Raw genomic sequence first — 20,278 nt, 5'->3', positions numbered from 1 at the left:
CGCGGAGGTTTTTGCTTTGCCGGCTTTATAGGGAGGGCAGCATGGCCGTCGATACATCACCCCGTTCAACCACCTGGACCCATGTCGATGGAGAATGGCTCCCGGGCAATCCGCCGCTGATCGGGCCGACCTCGCATGCCATGTGGCTGGGTTCCACGGTCTTCGACGGCGCCCGCTGGTTCGATGGTATCGCGCCAGATCTCGACCTGCACTGCCAGCGCATCAACCGCTCGGCGCTGGCCATGGGCCTGAAGCCGGTGAAGTCGGCCGAGGAGATCGCCGCACTCGCCTGGGAAGGCGTTGCGAAATTCGATGGCGCCACGGCGATTTACATCAAGCCGATGTATTGGGGAGAACATGGTTCGCCCGGCAGCGTCGTTTCCGTCGACGCGGAATCGACCCGCTTCGCGCTCTGCCTGTTCGAGGCGCCGATGGGCGGCCATGGCGGCACCAGCCTCACCGTCTCGCCCTATCGCCGCCCGTCGCCGGAAACGGCGATGACCGAGGCGAAGACCGGCTCGCTCTATCCGAACAGCGGCCGCATGATCGCCGAGGCGCGCAGCCGCGGTTTCGACAATGCGCTGGTGCGCGACCTGAACGGCAACGTCGTCGAAACCGCCTCATCGAACGTCTTCATGGTACGCGACGGCGTGGTGATGACGCCGGCCGCCAACCGCACCTTCCTCGCCGGCATCACCCGCGCGCGGGTCATCGGCCTGCTGCGCCAGGCCGGTTTCGACGTCGTGGAAGCAGCGCTCTCCGTCGAGGATTTCCTCGCAGCCGACGAGATCTTCACCACCGGCAACTACTCCAAAGTCGTCGGCGTCACCCGCCTCGACGACCGCAATTTTCAGGAAGGCCCGTTCACCCGCAAGGCGCTGGAGCTTTATATGGACTGGGCCTACGGCCGCAGCGAAAGCGAGGAGTGAGCAGCGGTTCGGCGCAGCCGAAGCAATCGATCCAGTGAATCGATTGCAGCAGCGAACGCCCGGAGCGCAAGCGCAGGGCAGGGGGTGCCACCCACACCAGAGCCCGCTCGCAAAAAAAGAGCAGGCCTACCCCCGGGCAGGCCCCTCACGTCATCCACTTCCGATGCTCGGCAAATCTCTCCACCAAGAGATCGATGAACAGCCGCACCTTCGTCGGCAGATGGCTGCGGTTGGGATAGACGGCGTTGATGTTAAATTCCACCGGCCGGTAGTCCGGCATGATCTTCACCAGCCGCCCTTCGGCGATGTCGTCGAACACCACGAAGCTCGGCGCCAGGAAGATGCCCCGCCCGCTCAGCGTCAGGAAGCGCAGCATCTCGGCGCTGTTGGAGACGACGTTGCCGGCGATCTTGACGCTCTCCGGGTTGCCCGCACCATCCTCGAAGCGCCATTCGTCGCCATAGGGATAATAGGCATATTGCAGGCAATTGTGCTCCGCGACCTCCGCCGGCTTCTTCGGCATCGGATGAGTCTCGAAATAGGCCGGCGAGCAAACGAGCATATGGCGCCAGGGCGTCAGCTTGCGGGCAACGAGCGTGGAATCCGGCGGCGGTACGGTGCGCATCACCAGGTCGTAGCCATCCTCGATCATGTCGACCATCCGCTCGCCGACGCTGAAATCGAGTGAGATCGACGGATAGAGCTCCATATATTCGCTGACGACGGGCAGCAGGAAACGCACGATGGCACTGCTGGTATAGACCCTCAGCGTGCCGCGCGGCGTCGAGCTCAGCGCGCCGGCCGTCCGGTCCGCCTCCTCAAGTTCGGCCAGGATCTGCGACGAGCGTTCGTAGTAATATTTGCCGGTTTCGGTCAGGCTGACCTTGCGTGTCGTGCGGTTGAGCAGTCGCACGCCGAGCCGATCCTCCAGCGATTGCACGTGATTGCCGACCATGGTGACCGACATGTTGAGCCGGCGCGCCGCGGCGGAAAAACCGCCGCATTCCACCACCCGGCCAAAGACTGTGAGGCTTGTCAGCCGATCCATATTGCCCTCGGATTATCCGCTGAGAGTTGATGATCCTTCCCGATTTAAACAGATTATCAAAATAAATGTCAGGGCGCATTTTTCTTCGCATCGAACATGGCCTCTCACAGAGGAGGCCAACGGTGAAGGAGAATGACGATGGTCGAGTTACCCCAGAGGCAAGTTTTCGAAACTTCCAGGCAGGCCGAGCAGATCCTGGCCGAGGAAGCTGCCAGGACGCCCACTGCCGAGGCGCCGCCCATGCCGGCCGCCGAAGCACCGGTTGCGGAAGCGCCGGTCGCGGGTGCTTCCGGAAAGGCCGGTCGGGGGATCGTCAAGCGCGCCGTCCTTGCCGCCGCGCTGCTTGCCGGCGTCGCTTTCGCCGGCGATTTCGGCTACCGGTACTGGACGGTCGGCCGCTTCATCGAATCCACCGATGATGCCTATGTGAAGGCCGATTACACCACTGTCGCCCCGAAGGTCGCCGGCTATATCAGGGAAGTGCTGGTCAGCGACAATGACCAGGTCAAAGCCGGTCAGGTTCTCGCCCGCATCGACGACCGCGACTTCCAGGCTGCCCTGTCGCAGGCGAGAGCCGATGTGAAGGCGGCCGAAGCCGCCATCACCAATATCGATGCCCAGATCGCCTTGCAGCAGTCGGTGATCGAGCAGGCGAGGGCGACGATCGACGCCTCGCAGGCCTCGCTGGATTTTGCCGTGTCGGACGCCGCCCGCTCGGCCCGCCTCATCACCAACGGCGCCGGCACTCAGTCCCGTGCCGAGCAGACCCAGTCGGCCAGGGAACAGGCCGCTGCCGCTGTCGAGCGCGACCGGGCAGCCCTCGTTGCAGCTCAAAACAAGGTGCCGGTGCTGCAAACCCAGCGCGAACAGTCGGTTGCCCAGCGCGACCGCGCCGCCGCCGCCGCCCAGCAGGCGGAGCTCAACCTCTCCTATACGGACATCGTCGCCGCCGTCGACGGCACGGTCGGCGCCCGCTCGATCCGCGTCGGCCAGTATGTCACCTCGGGCACGCAACTGATGGCCGTCGTGCCGCTGCATGCGGTCTATGTCGTCGCCAATTTCAAGGAAACGCAGCTGACCTATATCAGCCCCGGCCAGCCGGTCGAGATCAAGGTCGACAGCTTTCCCGACATCTCGATCAAGGGTCATGTCGACAGCGTTTCGCCGGCAAGCGGCCTGGAATTTTCGCTGCTGCCGCCGGATAATGCCACCGGCAACTTCACCAAGATCGTCCAGCGCATCCCGGTCAAGATCGTCATCGACGACGAGCCTCTGAGCGGCCTGTTGCGTTCGGGCATGTCGGTCGAGCCCGAAATCGATACCAAGGCTGCCCAGACCCAAGCTGCCGAAACCAAGCCTGCCCAAGCCAGGGCTGGCCAGGTCTCCGGGGCAGCGGAAGAAGGATTGTCCAGCCACGAAGGTTGATCCTTCTCTTCTCTGCCGAATGATCACCCGAACCCCGTCATGAGAAAGTTTCCCGCGAGAGCTGGAAGGAGATAAGCCATGGCCACTCTTCAGATCGCCGCAAACGGCAATGCGCTTGCGCGCCCCGCCGCCGCAGCGCCCGTGGCGCCTGCCGCCATGAGCCCGCTTCGCATGTGGGCAGCCGTTGTCGGCTCGACACTCGGCGCCTTCATGGCCGTCCTCAACATCCAGATCGTCAATGCCTCGCTCGCCGATATCCAGGGCGCGATCGGCGCCGGCACCGATGACGGCGGCTGGATCTCGACGTCCTATCTGATCGCCGAAATCGTCGTCATCCCCTTGAGCGCCTGGCTGGCGCGCGTCTTCTCGGTCCGCAACTATCTGCTCACCAACGCCATCCTCTTCCTCGTCTTCTCCGTCGCCTGCGCCTTCGCGGCCAATTTGCAGCAGATGATTATCCTGCGCGCCATACAGGGCTTTTCCGGCGGCGTGCTGATCCCGATGGCCTTCACCATCATCATCACGCTGCTGCCCAAGGCCAAGCAGCCGATCGGTCTTGCGCTCTTTGCCCTGTCGGCCACCTTTGCGCCGGCGATCGGCCCGACGATCGGCGGTTACCTCACCGAGAACTGGGGCTGGGAACATATCTTCTACGTCAACCTGGTGCCCGGCGCGCTGATGGTCGGCCTGCTCTGGGCCTCGCTCGACCGTGCGCCGATGAACCTGAAGCTGCTCGCCAAGGGTGACTGGCCTGGTATCATCACCATGGCGATCGGCCTCGCAGCCCTGCAGACCGTGCTGGAAGAGGGCAACAAGGAAGACTGGTTCGGCTCCGATTTCATAGTCCGCCTGTCGGTTATCGCCGCCGTCTCGCTGACGCTATTCCTGATCATCGAGCTGAAGACCGCCACTCCGCTGCTGAACCTCCGCCTGCTGGTCCGCCGCAATTTCGGTTTCGGCATCGTCGCCAATTTCCTGCTCGGCATTGCGCTTTACGGCTCGGTCTTCGTGCTGCCGATCTATCTGACCCGCATCCAGGGCTATAATTCCGAGCAGATCGGCATGGTTCTCGCCTGGACGGGCATCCCGCAGCTGCTGCTGATCCCGCTGGTGCCGCGCCTGATGAAGCGCTTCGATGTGCGCCTGCTGATCGTCGTCGGCTTTGCTCTCTTCGCCGCCTCGAACTTCATGAACGTGCACATGACCGGCGATTATGCGAGCGACCAGCTCTTCTGGCCGAACATCGTCCGCGCCATCGGCCAGGCGCTGGTCTTCACGCCGCTTTCGGCAATCGCCACATCAGGCATCGAGCAGGAGAATGCCGGTTCTGCTTCGGCACTCTTCAACATGATGCGCAATCTCGGCGGCGCCGTCGGCATCGCCTCGCTGCAGACCTTCCTGTCGAAGCGCGAACAGTTCCACTCGAACATCCTGACCAATTCGGTCTCGGTCTTCGAGGAGGCCACCCGCGATCGCATCGCGGGGCTGACCGGCTACTTCATGAGCCATGGGGTCAGCGATCAGGCGCTCGCCGGGCACAAGGCCGTCGTCGCCATCGCACTCAAGATACGCAAGCAGGCCAATATCATGGCCTTCAGCGACACCTTCTTCCTGCTCGGCGTCGCGCTCGTCGTCGCCCTGCTGGCGAGCCTGCTTCTCAGAAAACCCGGTCAACTCTCCGGCGGCGGCGCTCACTAGCGCTCCGCCTTCCCTTAAGGAGGAGAAAGCCATGACATCAGCGATCTACGCTCCCGATACCGACAGGCTGCAAACGAAGACCGCCGGCCATGCCGTCAGCGCCGCCGCACTTCTGTCGATCATCGAATGGCTTTCCGGCGATGAATGCCACGCGCTCGACGAAGCGGGCCTCGTCTCCGGCCTCGGCCGCAGGCTCCAGGCGCTCGGCCTGCCTATCGACCGGTTGACCCTGCATCTGATGACGCTGCATCCCGAGTTTATCGGCCGCACCATCGCCTGGGCGCCGGGCGAGCCGGTTGAGATCCACGACCGGGAACACGGCGCCCGCGTCGCCATCGCCAATACGCCGCTGCGCAAGGTCATGGAGACCCGGGAGCCGCTGGTCGTCGATACCGGCGAAAGCGTGCATGGCCGCTGGCAGCATATCGATGTCTTCGCCGATCGCGGCCTGATGCAGCTCGTCATCGCGCCGCTCTGCAACGTCGACGGCCCGGTCAGCGCCGCCGTCTTCGGCACCAGGCGGCCTGGCGGCTTCACCGCCCCCGAGCGTCAGGTGATCGAGCGCATCCTGCCGGCGCTGCGCAACACCAGCGAGCTGCGCATTCTGCGCCAGGTCGAGCTCAGCCTGCTCGATACCTATATCGGCCCGCTGACGGCAAGCCGCATCCTGGCCGGCCGCATCCGCCGCGACGAGATCGAATCGATGGAGGCGGCACTGCTGCTCTGCGATCTCAGAGGCTTTACCGAACTGTCGAACCGTCTGCCCGGCAGCACCGTGCTCGGCCTGCTCAATGCCTATTTCGACAGGATCGTGCCGGCCATCACCCGCGAAGGCGGCGAGGTGCTGAAGTTCATGGGCGATGGCGTGCTTGCCTTCTTCCCGGGTTACGATGCCGCCCATTCCTGCGGCGCCGCCCTGGCATCGGCCCGCGCCATCCTCGAGGAGATCGACCATTTCCAATATGAGGGCATCGGCGTGAAGGCCGGCATTGCCCTGCATTACGGCGAGGTCAGCTACGGCAATGTCGGCTCCGGCCGCCGCCTCGACTTCACCCTGATCGGCGGCGACGTCAATCTTGTCAGCCGCATCCAGACCGCCTGCAGCGAGTTGGGAGAGGCCTTGCTGATGTCGGCACCGTTCCGTCAGGAGGCCGGGGCAGGGGATGTAGTGTCCGCCGGAGCGCACAGGCTGAAGGGTTTTGCGGATCCGGTGGAGCTGTTCACGATCGTGCGGTAGGTGCGAACCCAGCCCGGAGATACTGCGCCCCAACGCCCCACTTGCATAAAATGCATGGCAGCTCTGCCCGAAACGGTTTCGTCTTCCCCCATCTTTTCGCCATAGTGGCGCCGAAATTCCGTAAGTGGGAGGAGAGGCTTATGACGGTGCTGTTCGACGAACAAGGCGAGATCATCCGCGAACTGGGTGTTGCCGCCGACATCGACCCTGAGCACGAGATCGAACGGCGGACCGCGTTCCTCAAGGATTATCTCGTCGCCTCGGGCATGCGCGGCTACGTCCTCGGCATCAGCGGCGGCGTCGATTCGCTGACGGCGGCGCTGCTGGCTCAGAAGGCGGTGCGCGAGCTGCGGGACAGCGGCCACACCGCCGAATTCATCGCCGTGCGCCTGCCCTACGGCGTCCAGGCAGATGAGGCCGATGCGGTGAGGGCGCTGGAAACGATCGGCGCCGACCGCTCGATGGTGGTCAACATCAAGGAGCCGGCCGATGCGATGCTTGCCGCCGCGCTAAATGGCGGCCTCGCCTTCGCCGATGCCGGCCGGCAGGATTTCATCCTCGGCAACATCAAGGCCCGTCAGCGGATGATCGCCCAGTTCGCCCTGGCCGGCGCCCTTGGTGGCCTCGTCATCGGCACCGATCACGCGGCCGAGGCGGTCATGGGCTTCTTCACCAAGTTCGGCGATGGCGCCGCCGATATCCTGCCGCTCGCCGGCCTCAACAAACGCCGCGTCCGTCTGCTGGCAAAGCGCCTCGGCGCCCCGGACGAGCTGGTGTTCAAGGTGCCGACGGCCGATCTCGAGAGCGAGCGCCCATTGCGCCCCGATGAAGAAGCCTATGGCGTCAGCTATGACGAGATCGACGATTTCCTCGAAGGCAGGCCGGTCGGCGAGATCGCCCGCCGCCGCATCCTCGCCGCCTATCGTGCCACCGGCCACAAGCGTGCCTTGCCGGTCGCCGTCAACGCCGTCTGATACCCCTCGGAGTCGCGGTGTGGCCGACCTCGTGTTTACGGCCTGACCGGCGAGCCGGTCCGTCCTGATGAGGCGAGATAGGCGTGTGGCGCAAAATAGACGCCGTCGGCATCGAAGGCCTCGAGATCTTCGGCCTGCAGCGCCTCGCGCACCTTCGGTCGAGCCGCCACGCGGGCCATGAAGCCGTGCAGTGCCGGCCATTGCTTGAGATCGATGTTGGTCCAAGGCGACCAGTTCAGGCAGACGAAGAGATAGGCATCCGCCACCGTAAACGCATCGCCGGTGAGATAGGGTCCGGCAAGACGGCCGTTCAGCCAGGCGAGTCGCTTCGATATCAGCGCGCGGATCTCCTCGTGAACGCTGGAATAAATCGGATTGAAGAGCAACACCATCGGCTTGTGCAGCTCGGCAGTGATGAAGTTGAGATAGGATTGCACCTCGTTGCGGCGGATGTTGCCGACCTCAGGCAACAGGGCTGCTCCTTCGGGCACGCTGTCGGCGAGGAACTGTACGATCGCCGGCCCCTCGGTCAACACCTTGCCATCGTCGAGCATCAGCGCCGGCACATAGCCGTTGCCGTTGATGGCTAGATAATCCTCGCCGTTGCTCGTCCGATGGGTCTGCCGGTCGACCTGGACGAGTTCGATATCGAGCCCCAGCTCCCGGCAGATGATGTGCGGCGAAAGCGAACAGGCCGCGGCGTGCATATAGAGTTTCATTGCGGTTTCCTCTCCTTGGGGAGGCAGGTGATGCCGCCCGCCGATAGTGTTGAACATTTGTACTGTTTCGCATAAAATAAACTTCGTCAAGAATTTAATGCGAAACGGTACAAAATATGAAGGACGAGAAGAAGCGCGGCCGCCCGAGGGGCTTCGACCCCAAGGCGGCGCTTGGCAAGGCGCGGGATGTGTTCTGGGACAGGGGTTTTGCCGCCGCCTCGCTCGACAATCTGAGCGCTGCGACCAACCTCAACCGCCCGAGCCTCTACGGCGCCTTCGGTGACAAGGAGGATCTCTATCTCGATACGCTGGAGGGGTATCGGCAGGACGGCATGGACGTGCTGATTGAGGCGCTCGACCCGTCACTGCCGCTTCGCGACAATATCGCCCGCGTCTATGCGGGTGCGCTGGCGATCTATCTGCACGGTGAAACCGCCGCCCGCGGCTGCCTGCTGATCGGCACGGCATCGGCCGAAGCGGTCCAGCATGAGCGGGTCCGCGAAGTGCTCGGCCGCAGCCTCAACGATTTCGACGACGAGATCGAAAAGCGCATGCGCCTTGCCGTGGAAAGGGGCGAGCTTCCCCGAAGCGCCGATCCGCAGATGCTTGCAAGGCTCGCCTCCGCCGTCATGCATTCGCTCGCCGTCCGCGCCCGCGCCGGCGACAGCCGCGAGACGCTGGAAGCGATCGCCCGGTCAGGCATCGAGATGATCTGCGGGAGCGCGCCTTAGCCGGATGTCTGCCGATCCCGCGGCCGCACTACCCAGGCATAGGCAGCGCCGGCGACAAGCAGCACGGAGGTGCCGAGGAAAACCGCCCGCATGCCGATATGGCCGCCGACGAAGCCGCCAAGGATGGGACCGGCGACCTGGCCGACATATTGCGAGGAGATGGAAAGCCCGAGAATGCTGCCGGCCGCACTGTCCGGCACGCTGTGGCGGATGACGGCGGCGATGCAGGGCAGAAGCCCGCCAAGTGCTGCGCCCATCAGAAAACGCAGGATGATCAACTGCCAGGAGCTGGTGACGAAGGCCTGTGGGATCAACAGCAGCCCGGCGACGGCGAGGGCGCCTGAAATCACCGGCCAATGGCCGATCCTGTCTGCAAGCTTGCCGAGCCACGAGGCCGAGAGAATGCTGCCGAGGGCGGCGGCCGACATGACGACGCCCGATACGATCGTCACCTGGGCTTCTACGGCCACCAGCTGCGCGACATAGACGGTGATGATCGGCTCGATCGACATATTGGCAAACATCAACAGCATGCCGGTTGCCAGCATGGCGACGACAGGCCGCTTGTCGGCAATGGATTTCCAGCCGCCGCTGGCCTTGGCGGCCTGCTTGCGGGCCGGCGATTTCTCCTCCTTGATCAGCAAGGCCGTGGCGAGAAAGGCGAGGAAGATCATGCCGCCGGCGGCGAGAAACGTGCCGCGGATGCCGATGATCGGCGGCAGCGCCCCGCCGAGCAGCGGCCCGACGAGATTGCCGGCCATGATGCCGGAGGAGAGCACGCCGAGCGCCCAGGCCGAACGGTCCTTCGGCGTCTGCGTCGCCACCAGCACCATAGAGCCGGAGGAGTACCCGCCGGCAAGCCCGACGAAGAGGCGCAGCGCCACCAACTGCCAGACATTGCCGGCCATGCCCATCAGCGCGATCGCCACCGTCATGCCGAGACTGGCGCGCACCAGCATCAGCTTGCGGCCATAGATATCGCCGAGCCGCCCCCAGAGCGGCGCGACGAGGGCGGCGGCAAAGAAGGTGGCGCCATAGGCGATGCCCGACCATTGCACGATCGCCGCATGGTCGCTGACACCGAGTTCCTCGACATAGAGCGGCAGAAAGGGAAGCAGCAGCGTCATCGCCACGATCGTGGTGAAGGAGCCGATCAGCGAGATCACCAGGTTGCGCTTCCAGTAGATCGAGCCCGGCCTGGCGCTGGCAGCTTCCAATTGTGTATCGGTCATTCTTTCGGCCTCGGCATTGATCGCACGGCGAAGTTCCGCCCGCCCGATGAAACGATGTACCCCTTGCCGCGGCGAGGAGATCGACGCGGGTGAAACTGTCCTGAGATCGAGCTTTTCGAGGTCGAGCGCACGGGCCTGGCGGAGCATGCGCTCGTCGTTCCAGGGCGGGCACGCGCTGATATAACCGCCTTGTCGCCCGTCCTTCAAGACGGCGTTTGCGCATCGGTGGCCTGTCTTTGGGAAATTATCGCCGTAAGCTGGACCCGTTCCGGCAAAAGTGTTAGAACGTGACTGATTGCATAATGCAATCAGTCACGCCGAGGAGATTGCCATGAGCGACATGCGCACATCCCGAGAACAGACCGTCCGCCATCTCTACGCCGCCTATCTCGACGACCGCAAGGATATGGTCGGCGCCATCTTGACGGAGGATTTCACCTTCTCCAGTCCGCGCGACGACCACATCGACCGAGCGACGTATTTCGAGCGCTGCTGGCCGAAGGAGCCGGTCTTCCGCGACTTTCACATCGAATTCCTGGCGATTGATGGCGACGAGGCGGTCGTCCGCTACCGCGCCGAAAAATTGGACGGTGGCAGCTTCCGTAACATCGAGAGCTTTCGCTTCCGCGGCGACAAGATCGCCTCCGTGGATGTCTATTTCGGCCGGAATCTGTAACCCCTTTTACAGGATCCGCATCGCCGACGTGCCGATGATGATCATCGAGACAGCCACCATCAACGGCCGCACCGGCAGCCTCTTGACCAGGATCGCGCCGAAGGGGGCAGCGATGACACCGCCGATGATCAGGCCGATTGCCGAATCGAGCTCCGACCAGCCGAGCGTCAGGACGAAGGTCAGGGAAATCGTCAGCGTCACTGCGAATTCGGTGAAGTTGGTCGAGCCGATCACCCGCTTCAGGTCATGGCCGCGGCTGACGAGCGAACTGGTGACGATCGGCCCCCATCCGCCGCCGCCGATCGCATCGAGCAGGCCACCGAAAAGCCCGACCGGCGGCACGATCCAGTCGCGAACATCCCGCTTCGGCGGCGGCCGGAAGGCTTTGTAGAGAATCACCAGCCCGATCACGATCAGATAGGCCGACACGAAAGGCTCGATCGCCTTGCCGTCGACATTGGCAAGCAGATAGGCCCCCATCGCACCGCCGAGCATGCCGGCCGGGGCGAGCCGCGCCACCAGGCGCCAGTCGACATTGCGATGATAGGCATGTGAGAGGCCCGAGGCGGCGGTCGTGAACATTTCCGCCACATGCGTCATCGCGCTGGCATTGGCCACCGGTACCCCGAAGGCGAGAAGGCTCGTCGTCGACAGCACGCCGAAGGCCATGCCGAGCGCGCCATCGACGACCTGCGCGCAGAAGCCCACGACGATGAAGAAGAAAAAATCCGATGTCATGCGGTCCCCTCAGGCGAACGGTAGTATCAGAACAAACGACGCGGGGAAAAAAGTTCCGGTCTCAGGCGGCCAATACTCTCAGGCGTTAGGTTCGCGCGGTTTCAGCCGGATGATCTTGAAGAAGCCGTTCGGAAAGACCGGCAGGATTTCGGCAGCGTCAAAATCGCCGCGGCGCTCGGCCCAGGCGATGATGCGGTGGATACGGAAGGCGGAGGACCAGCCGATATGACGCACCAGCGGCGCCACCGCCGTCTCGATCGCGCCCTGCAGGCCGGCGCCGTCGCCAAGCTTGCTGGCAAGGATGATCTCGCCGCCCGGCCGCAGCACCCTTGCGCATTCGTCAAGCGCACGTTCGGGCTCGGGGATGAGCGTGATGACGAAGGGCAGGCAGACCGCATCGAAAGACCGGTCGGCATAGCTCAGCGCATGCGCATCCATCACATCGAGCGCCTGCACATGCTGCAGGTTTTCGCGTTTCGCCTTTTCGCGCGCCCGCGCGATCATATGTTCGGAAATGTCGATGCCGGTCACCCGGCAGCGGCGCGGGTAGTGCCCGAGCGTCAGGCCGGTGCCGACGCCGATCTCCAGAATATCGGTGCCGGCCGCGGCGGCCAGCGCCGCCAGCTTGCGGTGGCCATCGCGCAGGATGCCGCGATAGACCCGGTCATAGACCGGCGCCCAGCGCTGATAGATTTTCTGCTGATCGTCCGCCCGGTTGCGAAGCTCTGACATGCCGACACCTCCCCAGCAAGTCCAGCAAAAGTGCACAGCGGTTTTGCGTTCGGAATTGCTTAAAACAAAAGATTTGGAGCGGTTGCGCGCTTCCATGAAAAAGCTGATCCGCTCGAAAGCCCAGCCTTTCAACTCCCAAGGGTAGGCTTCGGTTCCCGAGGAATGTGACGCAGGTCACAAATAGCCATGGTGGATCACCCGCAGCAGACTATTTTGCCGGCATCAGCCCGAGCTGTTTGGCATCTAGCTCGCTGCCGATCTCGACGGTTTTCTTTTGCTTGTCGTAGACGCAGATCTGGGCAATCAGCCCCTTGGCACCCTTCGGTTTGCCCGTCACCGGGGCGAGTCCGTAATGCGAGCTGCCGAAGGGATCGACAGTGGCGCTGGGCTTTTCGATCGTGACCGCTGCCTTCTTGCATTTGGCTTCGACGTCGGCAGCAAGCTGCTTCCAGGCATCGTCGGAGGAGGCATGCGCCGCAGCTGGGAGCGAAAGTAGCACGGCGGCAGCGAGAAGCTGGATTATATTCCTGTTCATATCGGTCTCCGTTGATCTCCGTCACAGGCGAAGCGGTTTTCGCGGCGCGCAACCCGGGCGATTTGCCCGCGCGACTAAAGCCCCGTAACTGAGGCAAATTTTCCTCCGGCCGGTCGTTTTTTGATATTTCGCCGGTTGCCTCTCCCCCTTTCCCCTCCTATGTTCCGCCACACCTGCCGATGACGCAATCTATTGCCAAGAGGAGATCTGACATGGCTTTCGAATTGCCTGAACTTCCCTATGATTACGAAGCGCTTGCTCCCTTCATGTCGAAGGAAACGCTGGAGTTCCACCACGACAAGCACCACAAGGCCTATGTCGACAACGGCAACAAGCTCGCCGCCGAAGCCGGTCTTTCGGATCTCTCGCTCGAAGACGTCGTCAAGAAGTCTTTCGGCACCAATGCCGGCCTCTTCAACAACGCGGCCCAGCACTACAACCACATCCATTTCTGGAAGTGGATGAAGAAGGGCGGCGGCGGCAACAAGCTGCCGGGCAAGCTCGAAGCGGCCTTCACCTCCGATCTCGGCGGCTACGACAAGTTCAAGGCCGATTTCGCCAATGCCGGCGCCACCCAGTTCGGCTCCGGCTGGGCCTGGGTTTCCGTCAAGAACGGCAAGCTCGAGATCTCCAAGACCCCGAACGGCGAAAATCCGCTGGTTCACGGCGCCACCCCGATCCTCGGCGTCGACGTTTGGGAGCATTCCTACTACATCGACTATCGCAACGCCCGCCCGAAATATCTCGAAGCCTTCGTCGATAGCCTGATCAACTGGGACTACGTCCTGGAACGCTACGAAGAAGCCACGAAGTAAGCGGCACCGGACTCGCCGCCATGGTGGCGATGTCGCCCGCCTCTTAGAATTCAGCACCCGGCGTCTCAGGCGCCGGGTGTTTTGTTTTCACACAAAGCCGTCACATCCCTGTCACCGACCGCTCCTAATCACGCCCCCATGTCGTCTTCCGCTTCTCCCCTGTTCCGCTTCGGCATCATCGCCGATCCGCAATATGCGGCGATCGCGCCGCATGTGCCCATGGATCGCCACTATACCAACAGCCTCGCAAAGGTCGCCGAGGCGATCGAGGTCTTCAACGGCTGGGAGCTAAGCTTCGTCATGACGCTCGGCGATGTCATCGACCGCAGCTTTTCAAGCTTCGACGACATCCTGCCGGTCTATCGGAAGCTCCGGCACGAGGCGCTCTTCCTGCTCGGCAATCATGATTTCTCGGTTTCGGCGGGGCATCTCTCCGAAGTTGCCGCGCGTCTCGGCATGCCGTCGCCCTATTACAGCTTCTTGCGCCACGGCTGGCGCTTCATCGTGCTCGACGGCAACGAGGTCAGCATCTTCGCGCCGCCAGAAGGCCATCCTCATCGCGCGCTGGCCGCCGAGATGCTGGCGGAGCTGCAGGCCAAGGGCGCGGTGAATGCGCATCGCTGGAATGCCGCGCTGAGCGACGAGCAGTTTGCCTGGCTCGGCGATGAAATCGCAAAAGCGGCCGCGGCCGGCGAGAAGGTGATCGTCATGAATCACTATCCGGTGCATCCGCCCAGTGAGCATGGCATGTGGGACAGCGAACGCATCGTCGCGCTGCTCGCCTCACGCAGCAATGTCGTTGCCTATCTCAACGGCCACGACCATGTCGGCAATTACGGCATGGCCGGCGCCTGCCACTTCGTCAATTTCAAGGGCGTGGTCGACACCGAGACCAAAAACGCTTTCGCGATCGTCGAGGTCCATCCCGACCGCATCGAAATCCGCGGCTTCGGCCGGGAAGAGAGCCGCACGCTGGCTTATTAGGTTGCTCGCTACTGTTTGATTCACGCGAGCAGCTGCCCCTCACCCTATAACCTTACCGGGGTCGAGCCACTCGTCTCGCCCCGTCCTTCGGACCCCCGTAAAAACGGGGCGAGGGGAGGTGCCATGCGAGAGGCTGGCGGGGAACGGAGAGGTCGCGGCATATCCCCTTCGCCCCGACTGCGGGGGGCCGGAGGATGGGTCGAGACACGTGGCTCGATCCAGGCAGAGGTGCCGGCAGGCGGATGAGGGGCTGGTCTCGCCAACCTCATGGCCGGAATGTTAGGTGACACTGACGCCTGCTCGTACCTCAAACGCCGCGCCTCAGGCAGGAACAGCCTTCTCCGTCCAGCCGCTCGTCCACAATTCCCGCAGCCCATCGCCGTCGCCCCTGAAGTAATCCTCGCTCGGCGCGCAGCGTTCCACCCGGTCGCTGCGGAAATTGCGGATCGCCTGGCGCAGTTCGCACCAGGCGACGATATTGGCGGTCTGCGAATAATAGATCAGTGCGATCGGCCGGATCGTCCTTTCGCTGGCGCGGCCGAGTTCGTCGCGGTAGCCGAGCATCAGCTTGCGTTCGTCGCGGATCGCCCGGCGCACGATCGCCAGGTCCAAGCCGGCCGGCTGCGCGATCGAGCCCCAGGCATAGAGCGCCTTGTTGTCCATCGCCTGGCGCAGCGGGGCGGGCACCGCGCCTGAAATCTTCCGGTTGACCCGGCGCGCCGCCTGTTTCAGTTCCTCGTCCGCCGTCCGGTCGAGCAGCGCCAGCGACAGCACGATCGCCTCCATCTCCTCGATCGAGAACATTAAGGGCGGCAGGTCGAAGCCCGGTCGCATGATGTAGCCGATGCCGCGCCCGCCTTCGATCGGCACCCGCATCGCCTGGAGTGCGGCGATGTCGCGATAGATCGAGCGCACGGTCACTTCGAGCGTCTCGGCCATGTCAGCCGCCGTTATAGGCTTTCTTGCCAGCCGGAGGATCTGAATGATCTCGAAAAGCCGCGAGGCCTTGCGCATTTAACCTCTCCCATACGCCACGCTCCTGACAATACACTGTCAGTTGGGTTCCCGTATAGAGCCGCCTATCAGATTGAAATCAATCAGGGTCTTTGAAAACGGCCCGCAGAAATTCAAGGCGGTAACTGACATGAACTACCATGAAAACCTCTGGCTTTTCTTCACCCTTCTGTTCGGCATCATCATCGTGCCGGGCATGGACATGCTCTTCGTGCTCGCCAATTCGCTGACCGGCGGCGTCAAGCGTGGGCTGGCGGCAACCGGCGGCATCATGGCCGGGGGGGCGGTACATTCGGCCTATGGCGCGGCCGGCGTCGGCGTGCTCGTCACCATGCTGCCCCAGCTTTTCAACGTGCTGCTCTTTGCCGGCGTGGCCTACATGATCTGGATCGGGATTTCGCTGATCCGCAGCTCGATCACCGTCGAGGCGGTCGGGCCGGGAACGGCGCGCTCCGGCTGGCGCGCCTTCCGCCAGGGGGCCGTCACCTGTCTGGTCAACCCGAAGGCCTATATCTTCATGTTTGCCGTCTACCCGCAGTTCCTGAGACCGGAATATGGTCCGCTCTGGATACAGGGGCTGATCATGGGCGTCATGACTGTCGTCACCCAGTTCGCCATCTACGGCACACTGGCGATGACGGCCGGCCGCAGCCGCGACCTGCTCGTCGCCAACCCTGACGTCACGGCCTTTGTCGGCCGCTTCGCCGGACTGCTGCTGGTTGCGGTCTCCGCCTTCAGCCTCTGGCAGGGGTGGAAAAGCGCTTGAGCCGCTGCGGCCTATCACATTGTTTTTATGATGATCCGGCAAAACGTGACTGCCCGGACGCATGGATTTTGGCATGCTCCCGGTGCAGATTGGCCTTCGGCCACCCTGGCCGAGGAGAAATGGAGAGGAATATGAATTGGAAAGCAGTAGCTGCGGCCCTGGCGATGGCCGGCATGGCCGCCGGTTCGGTGACCGCCGCCGACGGCACCCATGATTCGCGCGTTGCGTTGATGAAGCAGATCGGCGGTTCGGCCGGGGCCTTGGCAGCCATCGCCAAGGGCACCAAGCCCTATGACGCCGAGGCAGTGAAGGCGGCGCTGACGACGATCGCCGCAACTGCCAAGGTCTTCCCCGACCAGTTCAAGCCGGGCACGGACACGAATGACGAAGGCGCGAGCCCGAAAATCTGGGAAAACATGGACGACTTCAAGGCGCGCGCCGCCAAGCTCTCCAGCGACGCTGAAACCGCGCTGGCTCAGCTTCCGGCCGATCCTGCGGCCGTCGGCGCCACGATGAACACGCTCGGCGCCAATTGCGGCGGCTGTCACAAGGCCTATCGCCTCAGCAAGTGAGCGATAGGCCATTTTCATCTGGATACAGGATCCGCGCCGGCCTTGTCGCCGGCGCGGATCGCCTTATTCTCCGCCTGCGCAGATCGATCGGGGGATCGATCGACGCGGAAATCTCGGCAAAAGGGGAGGCGGCGCATGGTCCGCAGGTTCATCCGGTTATTGCTCTGTCTGATCGGCGTCGCCGTCCTCGGCGGAGGCGCCTTCTATCTCGTCACCGCACCCGATCCGCTGCCGGAAAGCCATTGGGCCAATCTCGGCGCGCCTGATACGGCAAACGGTGAGATGGTCTTCTGGGCGGGCGGCTGCGTCAGCTGTCATGCCGCACCCGGTTCCGAAGGTGATGCCAAGCTGACACTGTCAGGCGGCCTGGCGCTGAAGAGCCCTTTCGGAACCTTCCACGTGCCGAACATCTCACCCGATGAAAAGGCCGGTATCGGCGGCTGGACGCTTGCCGAGTTCGGCAATGCCATGAAGCGCGGCGTCGGCCCGGGCGGTCAGCATCTCTACCCATCCTTTCCCTATGCCTCCTATTCCCGGATGAGCGACAAGGACGTCAACGATATCTACGCCTTCCTGAAAACCCTGCCGAAGAGCGCAAACGTCGCGCCGCCGCATGAGCTGCCGTTCCCCTTCAATATCCGGCTTGCGCTCGGCGGCTGGAAGTTCCTCTATTTCAACGACCAGCCGCGCGTGGCGCTGGCAGAGAGCGACGACAAGATCAAGCGCGGGCAATATCTCGTCGAAGGTCCCGGTCATTGCGGCGAATGCCATACGCCGCGCGATGCGCTCGGCGGCTTTACGGCGGATCAATGGCTTGCCGGCGCTCCCAATCCGGAAGGCAAGGGCCGCATACCCGATATCACGCCGGCCTCCAAGAGCATCGGCGGCTGGAGCGAGGCCGATATCGCCAGCTATCTCGAAACCGGCTTCACGCCCGATTTCGATTCCGTCGGCGGCTCGATGGTCGATGTGCAGCAGAACATCGCCCATCTCCCGGCCGCCGACCGTGAGGCAATCGCCGCCTATCTGAAGGCCGTGCCGGGGCGTTAGTGGTGGGGCGAAGTCACTGCGGCCTGCAGTTGATAATATCTTTCTACGGGATTTCGCTTTGCCCGGCGGCGGCAGCGCTTTCCGCTTCGATATGTCGGTGCTAAACGGCGACGTTTGTATTTCAAGGACATATCATGAAAAGATTGCTTCGCCTGCTGCTGACGATCGCACTTGCGGTCGTGATTTTCACCGGTTTCCGCTGGTATCGCTATATCACCAACACCGACAGCCCCTATGATGAAATCGGCATCACGCTGAACAATGCCATGCCCGGCCCGATCAACAGCTGGGGCTGCGCCAAGCTGAAAATCACCTTTGCCGGTTCCCTGCCGCCATACGGCTGCGCCGCCGCTGACGGGACCCAGTGGAAATAACGGTGCCAACCGGGCGAGGGCTTTCGCGCGTTCACTTGGTTGCTTGGCGCCTTCGGAAGATCCCATGCTCTGTCTACAGGGAGGTGGGACCCGGCATGAGATCATAGGGATGGCGCCAGCCAGCCATGTTTCTGATCCGATCTTTCCAGGCTGCAATAGCCGGAAAGGCGCTGTGATCGATCCCGGTTTGCTCCGGCATGAAGACGTAGCCCGCCAAAGAGAGGTCTGCGATCGTCAGCCGGTCGCCGACCACGAAGGCCCGACGCGCCAGATGTTCGTCGACGATTGCGTAGGCAGCTTTAGCCCGCAGTCTTAAAAACTCGACGACTGGCGTCTCGCCGCACTTCTGCAGGCCATACATGAACCTCAGCGTCGCGTAATAGCTCGTGAATTTGTGGTTATCGAAAAGAATCCAACGCATGATGTCTCGTCGTTCTTCGGCTGTCTGCGCCCCGAAATGCCCTGTCACCTCCGACAAATAGTCAAGGATGATCCCCGATTGGCTGATCTTCGTTTGCCCATGTTCGAGCACAGGGGCTTCGCCCTGCTCGTTTATGGTCTTTCGCCATTCTTCGGTGCGCGTTTCGCCGCCCAGATAGTCAACGAAAGTGCTCTCCCACTCGATGCCGGCAAGTGCGAAGAAGAGCGCGACCTTGTAACAGTTCCCCGAGAGAGCAAAGCAATGTAGCTTGAAATCTGGCATGAAAGCTCCTCATGCAATTCGATAATTGTCGGTAGGCTGAAACCGGTTCCTGCATAAACCCGGCGGGCGCCTCGTGCCTGCCAGCCTTGAAGCGCGTCGCAATCTTTCAGATTCGTTCGTCGCGCTTTAGGGCTTTTTGTTAATGCATCCCGTTATCGCAACACCGCTCGCACCATGCCCGACGCGCTTCAGGCGATCGACTGCATGTAGCGCATGCCGGTTACCGGACGCGGGGTGAAATCCAGCTGTTCGTAGAAGCGGTGCGCCAGCACGTTTCCGGTCGCAGCACTGACGGAGAGGTAGCCGCAGCCGGCTTTGCGGGCGGTTTCGCGCGCCCGGTCGACGAGCAACTGGCCGGTGCCGTGACCGCGATGGCCGTCGCGCACGAACAGATGGTGCAGGTCCATGCCGCGCTTGCCTTCCTGCGCCCTGTAGAGCGGCACCAGAATGGCGTATCCGATCAGCCCTTCGGCGGTCTCGGCCACGAGCGCATGGATCCAGGGCAGCGGACCGAAGAGGTCGCGCTCCAGCTGCTCCGGCGTTGTCGCAGCCGCATCGCCATGATGGGCGGCGAGCAGGGCGATCATCTCGTTGAGCTCGGGCAGGTCGCGCGGCTTGGCGGCGCGGATCGTTACCACCGATGGGCGCATCAGTGAAATTTCGCTGTCTTCGATTTCGGTCATGGTCTTCGCGTCCTTTGATATTCTGCCGTCAGGACGCTGCCGATACAACAAAGCCGCCTGACGGCGGCTTGTTGACAATATGATCTTGTCCGGCCGCCCTTTACAGGTACAGCCAAAAATACGAGCGGCTCTGGTGCGCGTTTTTGATCATGGGCCATAGATCGTCGGAAACGCGGCCTTTGTCAATGGCGGATTAAGCCGCGTATTCGCTTTCATTAGAAAATGCTGTGAGGGGCTCGCGCGGCCATGATCGCATCGAATGTCGCGAGAAGGAGCGGTGCTGAACGACATCATCGGCATTGAGCCCTGGCTTTCCGCTTGATACTATACCCCCCTATGCTATATGAGAACCCACCATGTCCCACACCACCCTGCAGAAAAAGAAGCTCGTCGCCCGCATCAGCCGCCTGAAAGGGCAGATGGAGGCGGTCGAGCGTGCGCTCGAGGCTGAGCGCCCTTGCGGCGAAATTCTGCAACTGCTTGCCTCGATCCGTGGCGCGCTGACCGGGTTGACCGGCGAGGTGCTCGACGACCACTTGCGCGAACATGTGCTGAATGCCGCCAATGATGCGGCGAGGGCCGAGGCGGTCGAGGAAATATCGGAAGTCTTGAGAATCTATATTCGCTGAATGCCGTGAAGAAG

Annotated in this window: 23 protein-coding genes; 14 read left to right on the top strand and 9 right to left on the bottom strand. The window is 62.7% G+C overall.

The genetic code is table 11. The features are described 5' to 3' along the window. Positions 1 to 41: 41 nt before the first annotated feature. Positions 42 to 929, top strand: coding sequence for a branched-chain amino acid aminotransferase (locus ACMUVN_RS29350; protein WP_047614241.1), 888 nt, complete (start codon positions 42 to 44; stop codon positions 927 to 929). A 145-nt stretch (positions 930 to 1,074) separates the two neighbouring features. On the opposite strand, the gene ACMUVN_RS29345 is transcribed toward ACMUVN_RS29350, so the two are convergent. Continuing rightward, positions 1,075 to 1,977, bottom strand: coding sequence for a LysR family transcriptional regulator (locus tag ACMUVN_RS29345; RefSeq protein WP_097630658.1), 903 nt, complete (start codon positions 1,975 to 1,977; stop codon positions 1,075 to 1,077). Between the two features lie 138 nt (positions 1,978 to 2,115). Here ACMUVN_RS29345 and ACMUVN_RS29340 point away from each other — a divergent pair, with 138 nt between their 5' ends. The 4 genes from ACMUVN_RS29340 to nadE all read left to right on the top strand — a co-directional run bounded on the left by ACMUVN_RS29340 (position 2,116) and on the right by nadE (position 7,311). Then, on the top strand, positions 2,116 to 3,402 hold the full coding sequence (locus ACMUVN_RS29340; protein WP_097630660.1) for an HlyD family secretion protein: 1,287 nt from the start codon (positions 2,116 to 2,118) through the stop codon (positions 3,400 to 3,402). Between the two features lie 78 nt (positions 3,403 to 3,480). Next, positions 3,481 to 5,100 (top strand): MDR family MFS transporter, encoded by a 1,620-nt coding sequence (locus ACMUVN_RS29335; protein WP_097630662.1) that lies wholly within the window; start codon positions 3,481 to 3,483, stop codon positions 5,098 to 5,100. A gap of 31 nt (positions 5,101 to 5,131) precedes the next feature. Next, positions 5,132 to 6,337, top strand: a complete 1,206-nt coding sequence (locus ACMUVN_RS29330; protein WP_097595742.1) for an adenylate/guanylate cyclase domain-containing protein — start codon at positions 5,132 to 5,134, stop codon at positions 6,335 to 6,337. Positions 6,338 to 6,477: 140 nt separating this feature from the next. Beyond that, on the top strand, positions 6,478 to 7,311 hold the full coding sequence (gene nadE / locus ACMUVN_RS29325) for an ammonia-dependent NAD(+) synthetase (RefSeq protein WP_047614250.1): 834 nt from the start codon (positions 6,478 to 6,480) through the stop codon (positions 7,309 to 7,311). 35 nt (positions 7,312 to 7,346) lie between these two features. Here the strand turns inward: nadE and gstA are convergent, their stop codons facing one another. Beyond that, positions 7,347 to 8,030: a glutathione transferase GstA gene (gstA, locus tag ACMUVN_RS29320; RefSeq protein ID WP_097542722.1), complete on the bottom strand. Its 684-nt coding sequence runs from the start codon at positions 8,028 to 8,030 to the stop codon at positions 7,347 to 7,349. A gap of 116 nt (positions 8,031 to 8,146) precedes the next feature. Between gstA and ACMUVN_RS29315 the strand changes: the two genes are divergently transcribed. Next, positions 8,147 to 8,761, top strand: coding sequence for a TetR/AcrR family transcriptional regulator (locus ACMUVN_RS29315; protein WP_047614252.1), 615 nt, complete (start codon positions 8,147 to 8,149; stop codon positions 8,759 to 8,761). Here the strand turns inward: ACMUVN_RS29315 and ACMUVN_RS29310 are convergent. Next, positions 8,758 to 9,993 carry a multidrug efflux MFS transporter gene (locus ACMUVN_RS29310; protein ID WP_047614506.1) on the bottom strand — a complete coding sequence of 412 codons (1,236 nt, stop codon included), beginning with the start codon at positions 9,991 to 9,993 and terminating at the stop codon, positions 8,758 to 8,760. The genes ACMUVN_RS29315 and ACMUVN_RS29310 overlap by 4 nt on opposite strands. 331 nt (positions 9,994 to 10,324) lie before the next feature. Here ACMUVN_RS29310 and ACMUVN_RS29305 point away from each other — a divergent pair, with 331 nt between their 5' ends. Next, the gene (locus ACMUVN_RS29305) at positions 10,325 to 10,669 is read left to right on the top strand and encodes a nuclear transport factor 2 family protein (protein ID WP_025570125.1); all 345 of its coding nucleotides are present in this window, start codon (positions 10,325 to 10,327) and stop codon (positions 10,667 to 10,669) included. A 6-nt stretch (positions 10,670 to 10,675) separates the two neighbouring features. Here the strand turns inward: ACMUVN_RS29305 and ACMUVN_RS29300 are convergent, their stop codons facing one another. The 3 genes from ACMUVN_RS29300 to ACMUVN_RS29290 all read right to left on the bottom strand — a co-directional run bounded on the left by ACMUVN_RS29300 (position 10,676) and on the right by ACMUVN_RS29290 (position 12,674). Further along, entirely contained in the window at positions 10,676 to 11,407 is a 732-nt protein-coding gene (locus ACMUVN_RS29300; protein WP_025570126.1) for a sulfite exporter TauE/SafE family protein, read from the bottom strand. A gap of 78 nt (positions 11,408 to 11,485) precedes the next feature. Further along, positions 11,486 to 12,139, bottom strand: coding sequence for a class I SAM-dependent methyltransferase (locus tag ACMUVN_RS29295; RefSeq protein ID WP_183909301.1), 654 nt, complete (start codon positions 12,137 to 12,139; stop codon positions 11,486 to 11,488). 208 nt (positions 12,140 to 12,347) lie between these two features. Next, on the bottom strand, positions 12,348 to 12,674 hold the full coding sequence (locus ACMUVN_RS29290; RefSeq protein ID WP_414815828.1) for a hypothetical protein: 327 nt from the start codon (positions 12,672 to 12,674) through the stop codon (positions 12,348 to 12,350). 212 nt (positions 12,675 to 12,886) lie between these two features. Between ACMUVN_RS29290 and ACMUVN_RS29285 the strand changes: the two genes are divergently transcribed. Together ACMUVN_RS29285 and ACMUVN_RS29280 are read left to right on the top strand one after the other, a co-directional pair. After that, on the top strand, positions 12,887 to 13,489 hold the full coding sequence (locus tag ACMUVN_RS29285) for a superoxide dismutase (protein ID WP_008528928.1): 603 nt from the start codon (positions 12,887 to 12,889) through the stop codon (positions 13,487 to 13,489). A 138-nt stretch (positions 13,490 to 13,627) separates the two neighbouring features. Then, entirely contained in the window at positions 13,628 to 14,473 is an 846-nt protein-coding gene (locus tag ACMUVN_RS29280; RefSeq protein WP_097630666.1) for a metallophosphoesterase, read from the top strand. A gap of 321 nt (positions 14,474 to 14,794) precedes the next feature. Here the strand turns inward: ACMUVN_RS29280 and ACMUVN_RS29275 are convergent, their stop codons facing one another. Further along, positions 14,795 to 15,487: a helix-turn-helix transcriptional regulator gene (locus ACMUVN_RS29275; protein ID WP_097630668.1), complete on the bottom strand. Its 693-nt coding sequence runs from the start codon at positions 15,485 to 15,487 to the stop codon at positions 14,795 to 14,797. 130 nt (positions 15,488 to 15,617) lie between these two features. Between ACMUVN_RS29275 and ACMUVN_RS29270 the strand changes: the two genes are divergently transcribed. From ACMUVN_RS29270 to ACMUVN_RS29255, 4 genes are all read left to right on the top strand, one after another. Continuing rightward, a complete protein-coding gene (locus ACMUVN_RS29270; RefSeq protein WP_047614260.1) occupies positions 15,618 to 16,253 on the top strand; it encodes a LysE family translocator in 636 nt (211 codons plus the stop codon). 131 nt (positions 16,254 to 16,384) lie between these two features. Then, positions 16,385 to 16,825 carry a c-type cytochrome gene (locus ACMUVN_RS29265; RefSeq protein WP_025570139.1) on the top strand — a complete coding sequence of 147 codons (441 nt, stop codon included), beginning with the start codon at positions 16,385 to 16,387 and terminating at the stop codon, positions 16,823 to 16,825. Positions 16,826 to 16,960: 135 nt separating this feature from the next. Next, positions 16,961 to 17,875: a cytochrome c gene (locus ACMUVN_RS29260; protein ID WP_097630670.1), complete on the top strand. Its 915-nt coding sequence runs from the start codon at positions 16,961 to 16,963 to the stop codon at positions 17,873 to 17,875. Positions 17,876 to 18,009: 134 nt separating this feature from the next. After that, entirely contained in the window at positions 18,010 to 18,249 is a 240-nt protein-coding gene (locus ACMUVN_RS29255) for a hypothetical protein (RefSeq protein WP_047614263.1), read from the top strand. A gap of 73 nt (positions 18,250 to 18,322) precedes the next feature. Here the strand turns inward: ACMUVN_RS29255 and ACMUVN_RS29250 are convergent, their stop codons facing one another. Both ACMUVN_RS29250 and ACMUVN_RS29245 read right to left on the bottom strand, forming a co-directional pair. Beyond that, positions 18,323 to 18,952, bottom strand: a complete 630-nt coding sequence (locus tag ACMUVN_RS29250; RefSeq protein ID WP_414815827.1) for a glutathione S-transferase family protein — start codon at positions 18,950 to 18,952, stop codon at positions 18,323 to 18,325. A 188-nt stretch (positions 18,953 to 19,140) separates the two neighbouring features. After that, positions 19,141 to 19,635: a GNAT family N-acetyltransferase gene (locus tag ACMUVN_RS29245; protein WP_025570147.1), complete on the bottom strand. Its 495-nt coding sequence runs from the start codon at positions 19,633 to 19,635 to the stop codon at positions 19,141 to 19,143. A gap of 356 nt (positions 19,636 to 19,991) precedes the next feature. Between ACMUVN_RS29245 and dmeR the strand changes: the two genes are divergently transcribed. Further along, positions 19,992 to 20,264, top strand: a complete 273-nt coding sequence (dmeR, locus tag ACMUVN_RS29240; RefSeq protein ID WP_025570150.1) for a Ni(II)/Co(II)-sensing transcriptional repressor DmeR — start codon at positions 19,992 to 19,994, stop codon at positions 20,262 to 20,264. Positions 20,265 to 20,278 lie beyond the last annotated feature (14 nt).

Source organism: Rhizobium sp. IY2 (assembly GCF_047532935.1).
GTDB classification, from domain to species: Bacteria; Pseudomonadota; Alphaproteobacteria; order Rhizobiales; family Rhizobiaceae; genus Rhizobium; species Rhizobium anhuiense.
This window is presented reverse-complemented; position numbering and strand designations above follow the sequence as displayed.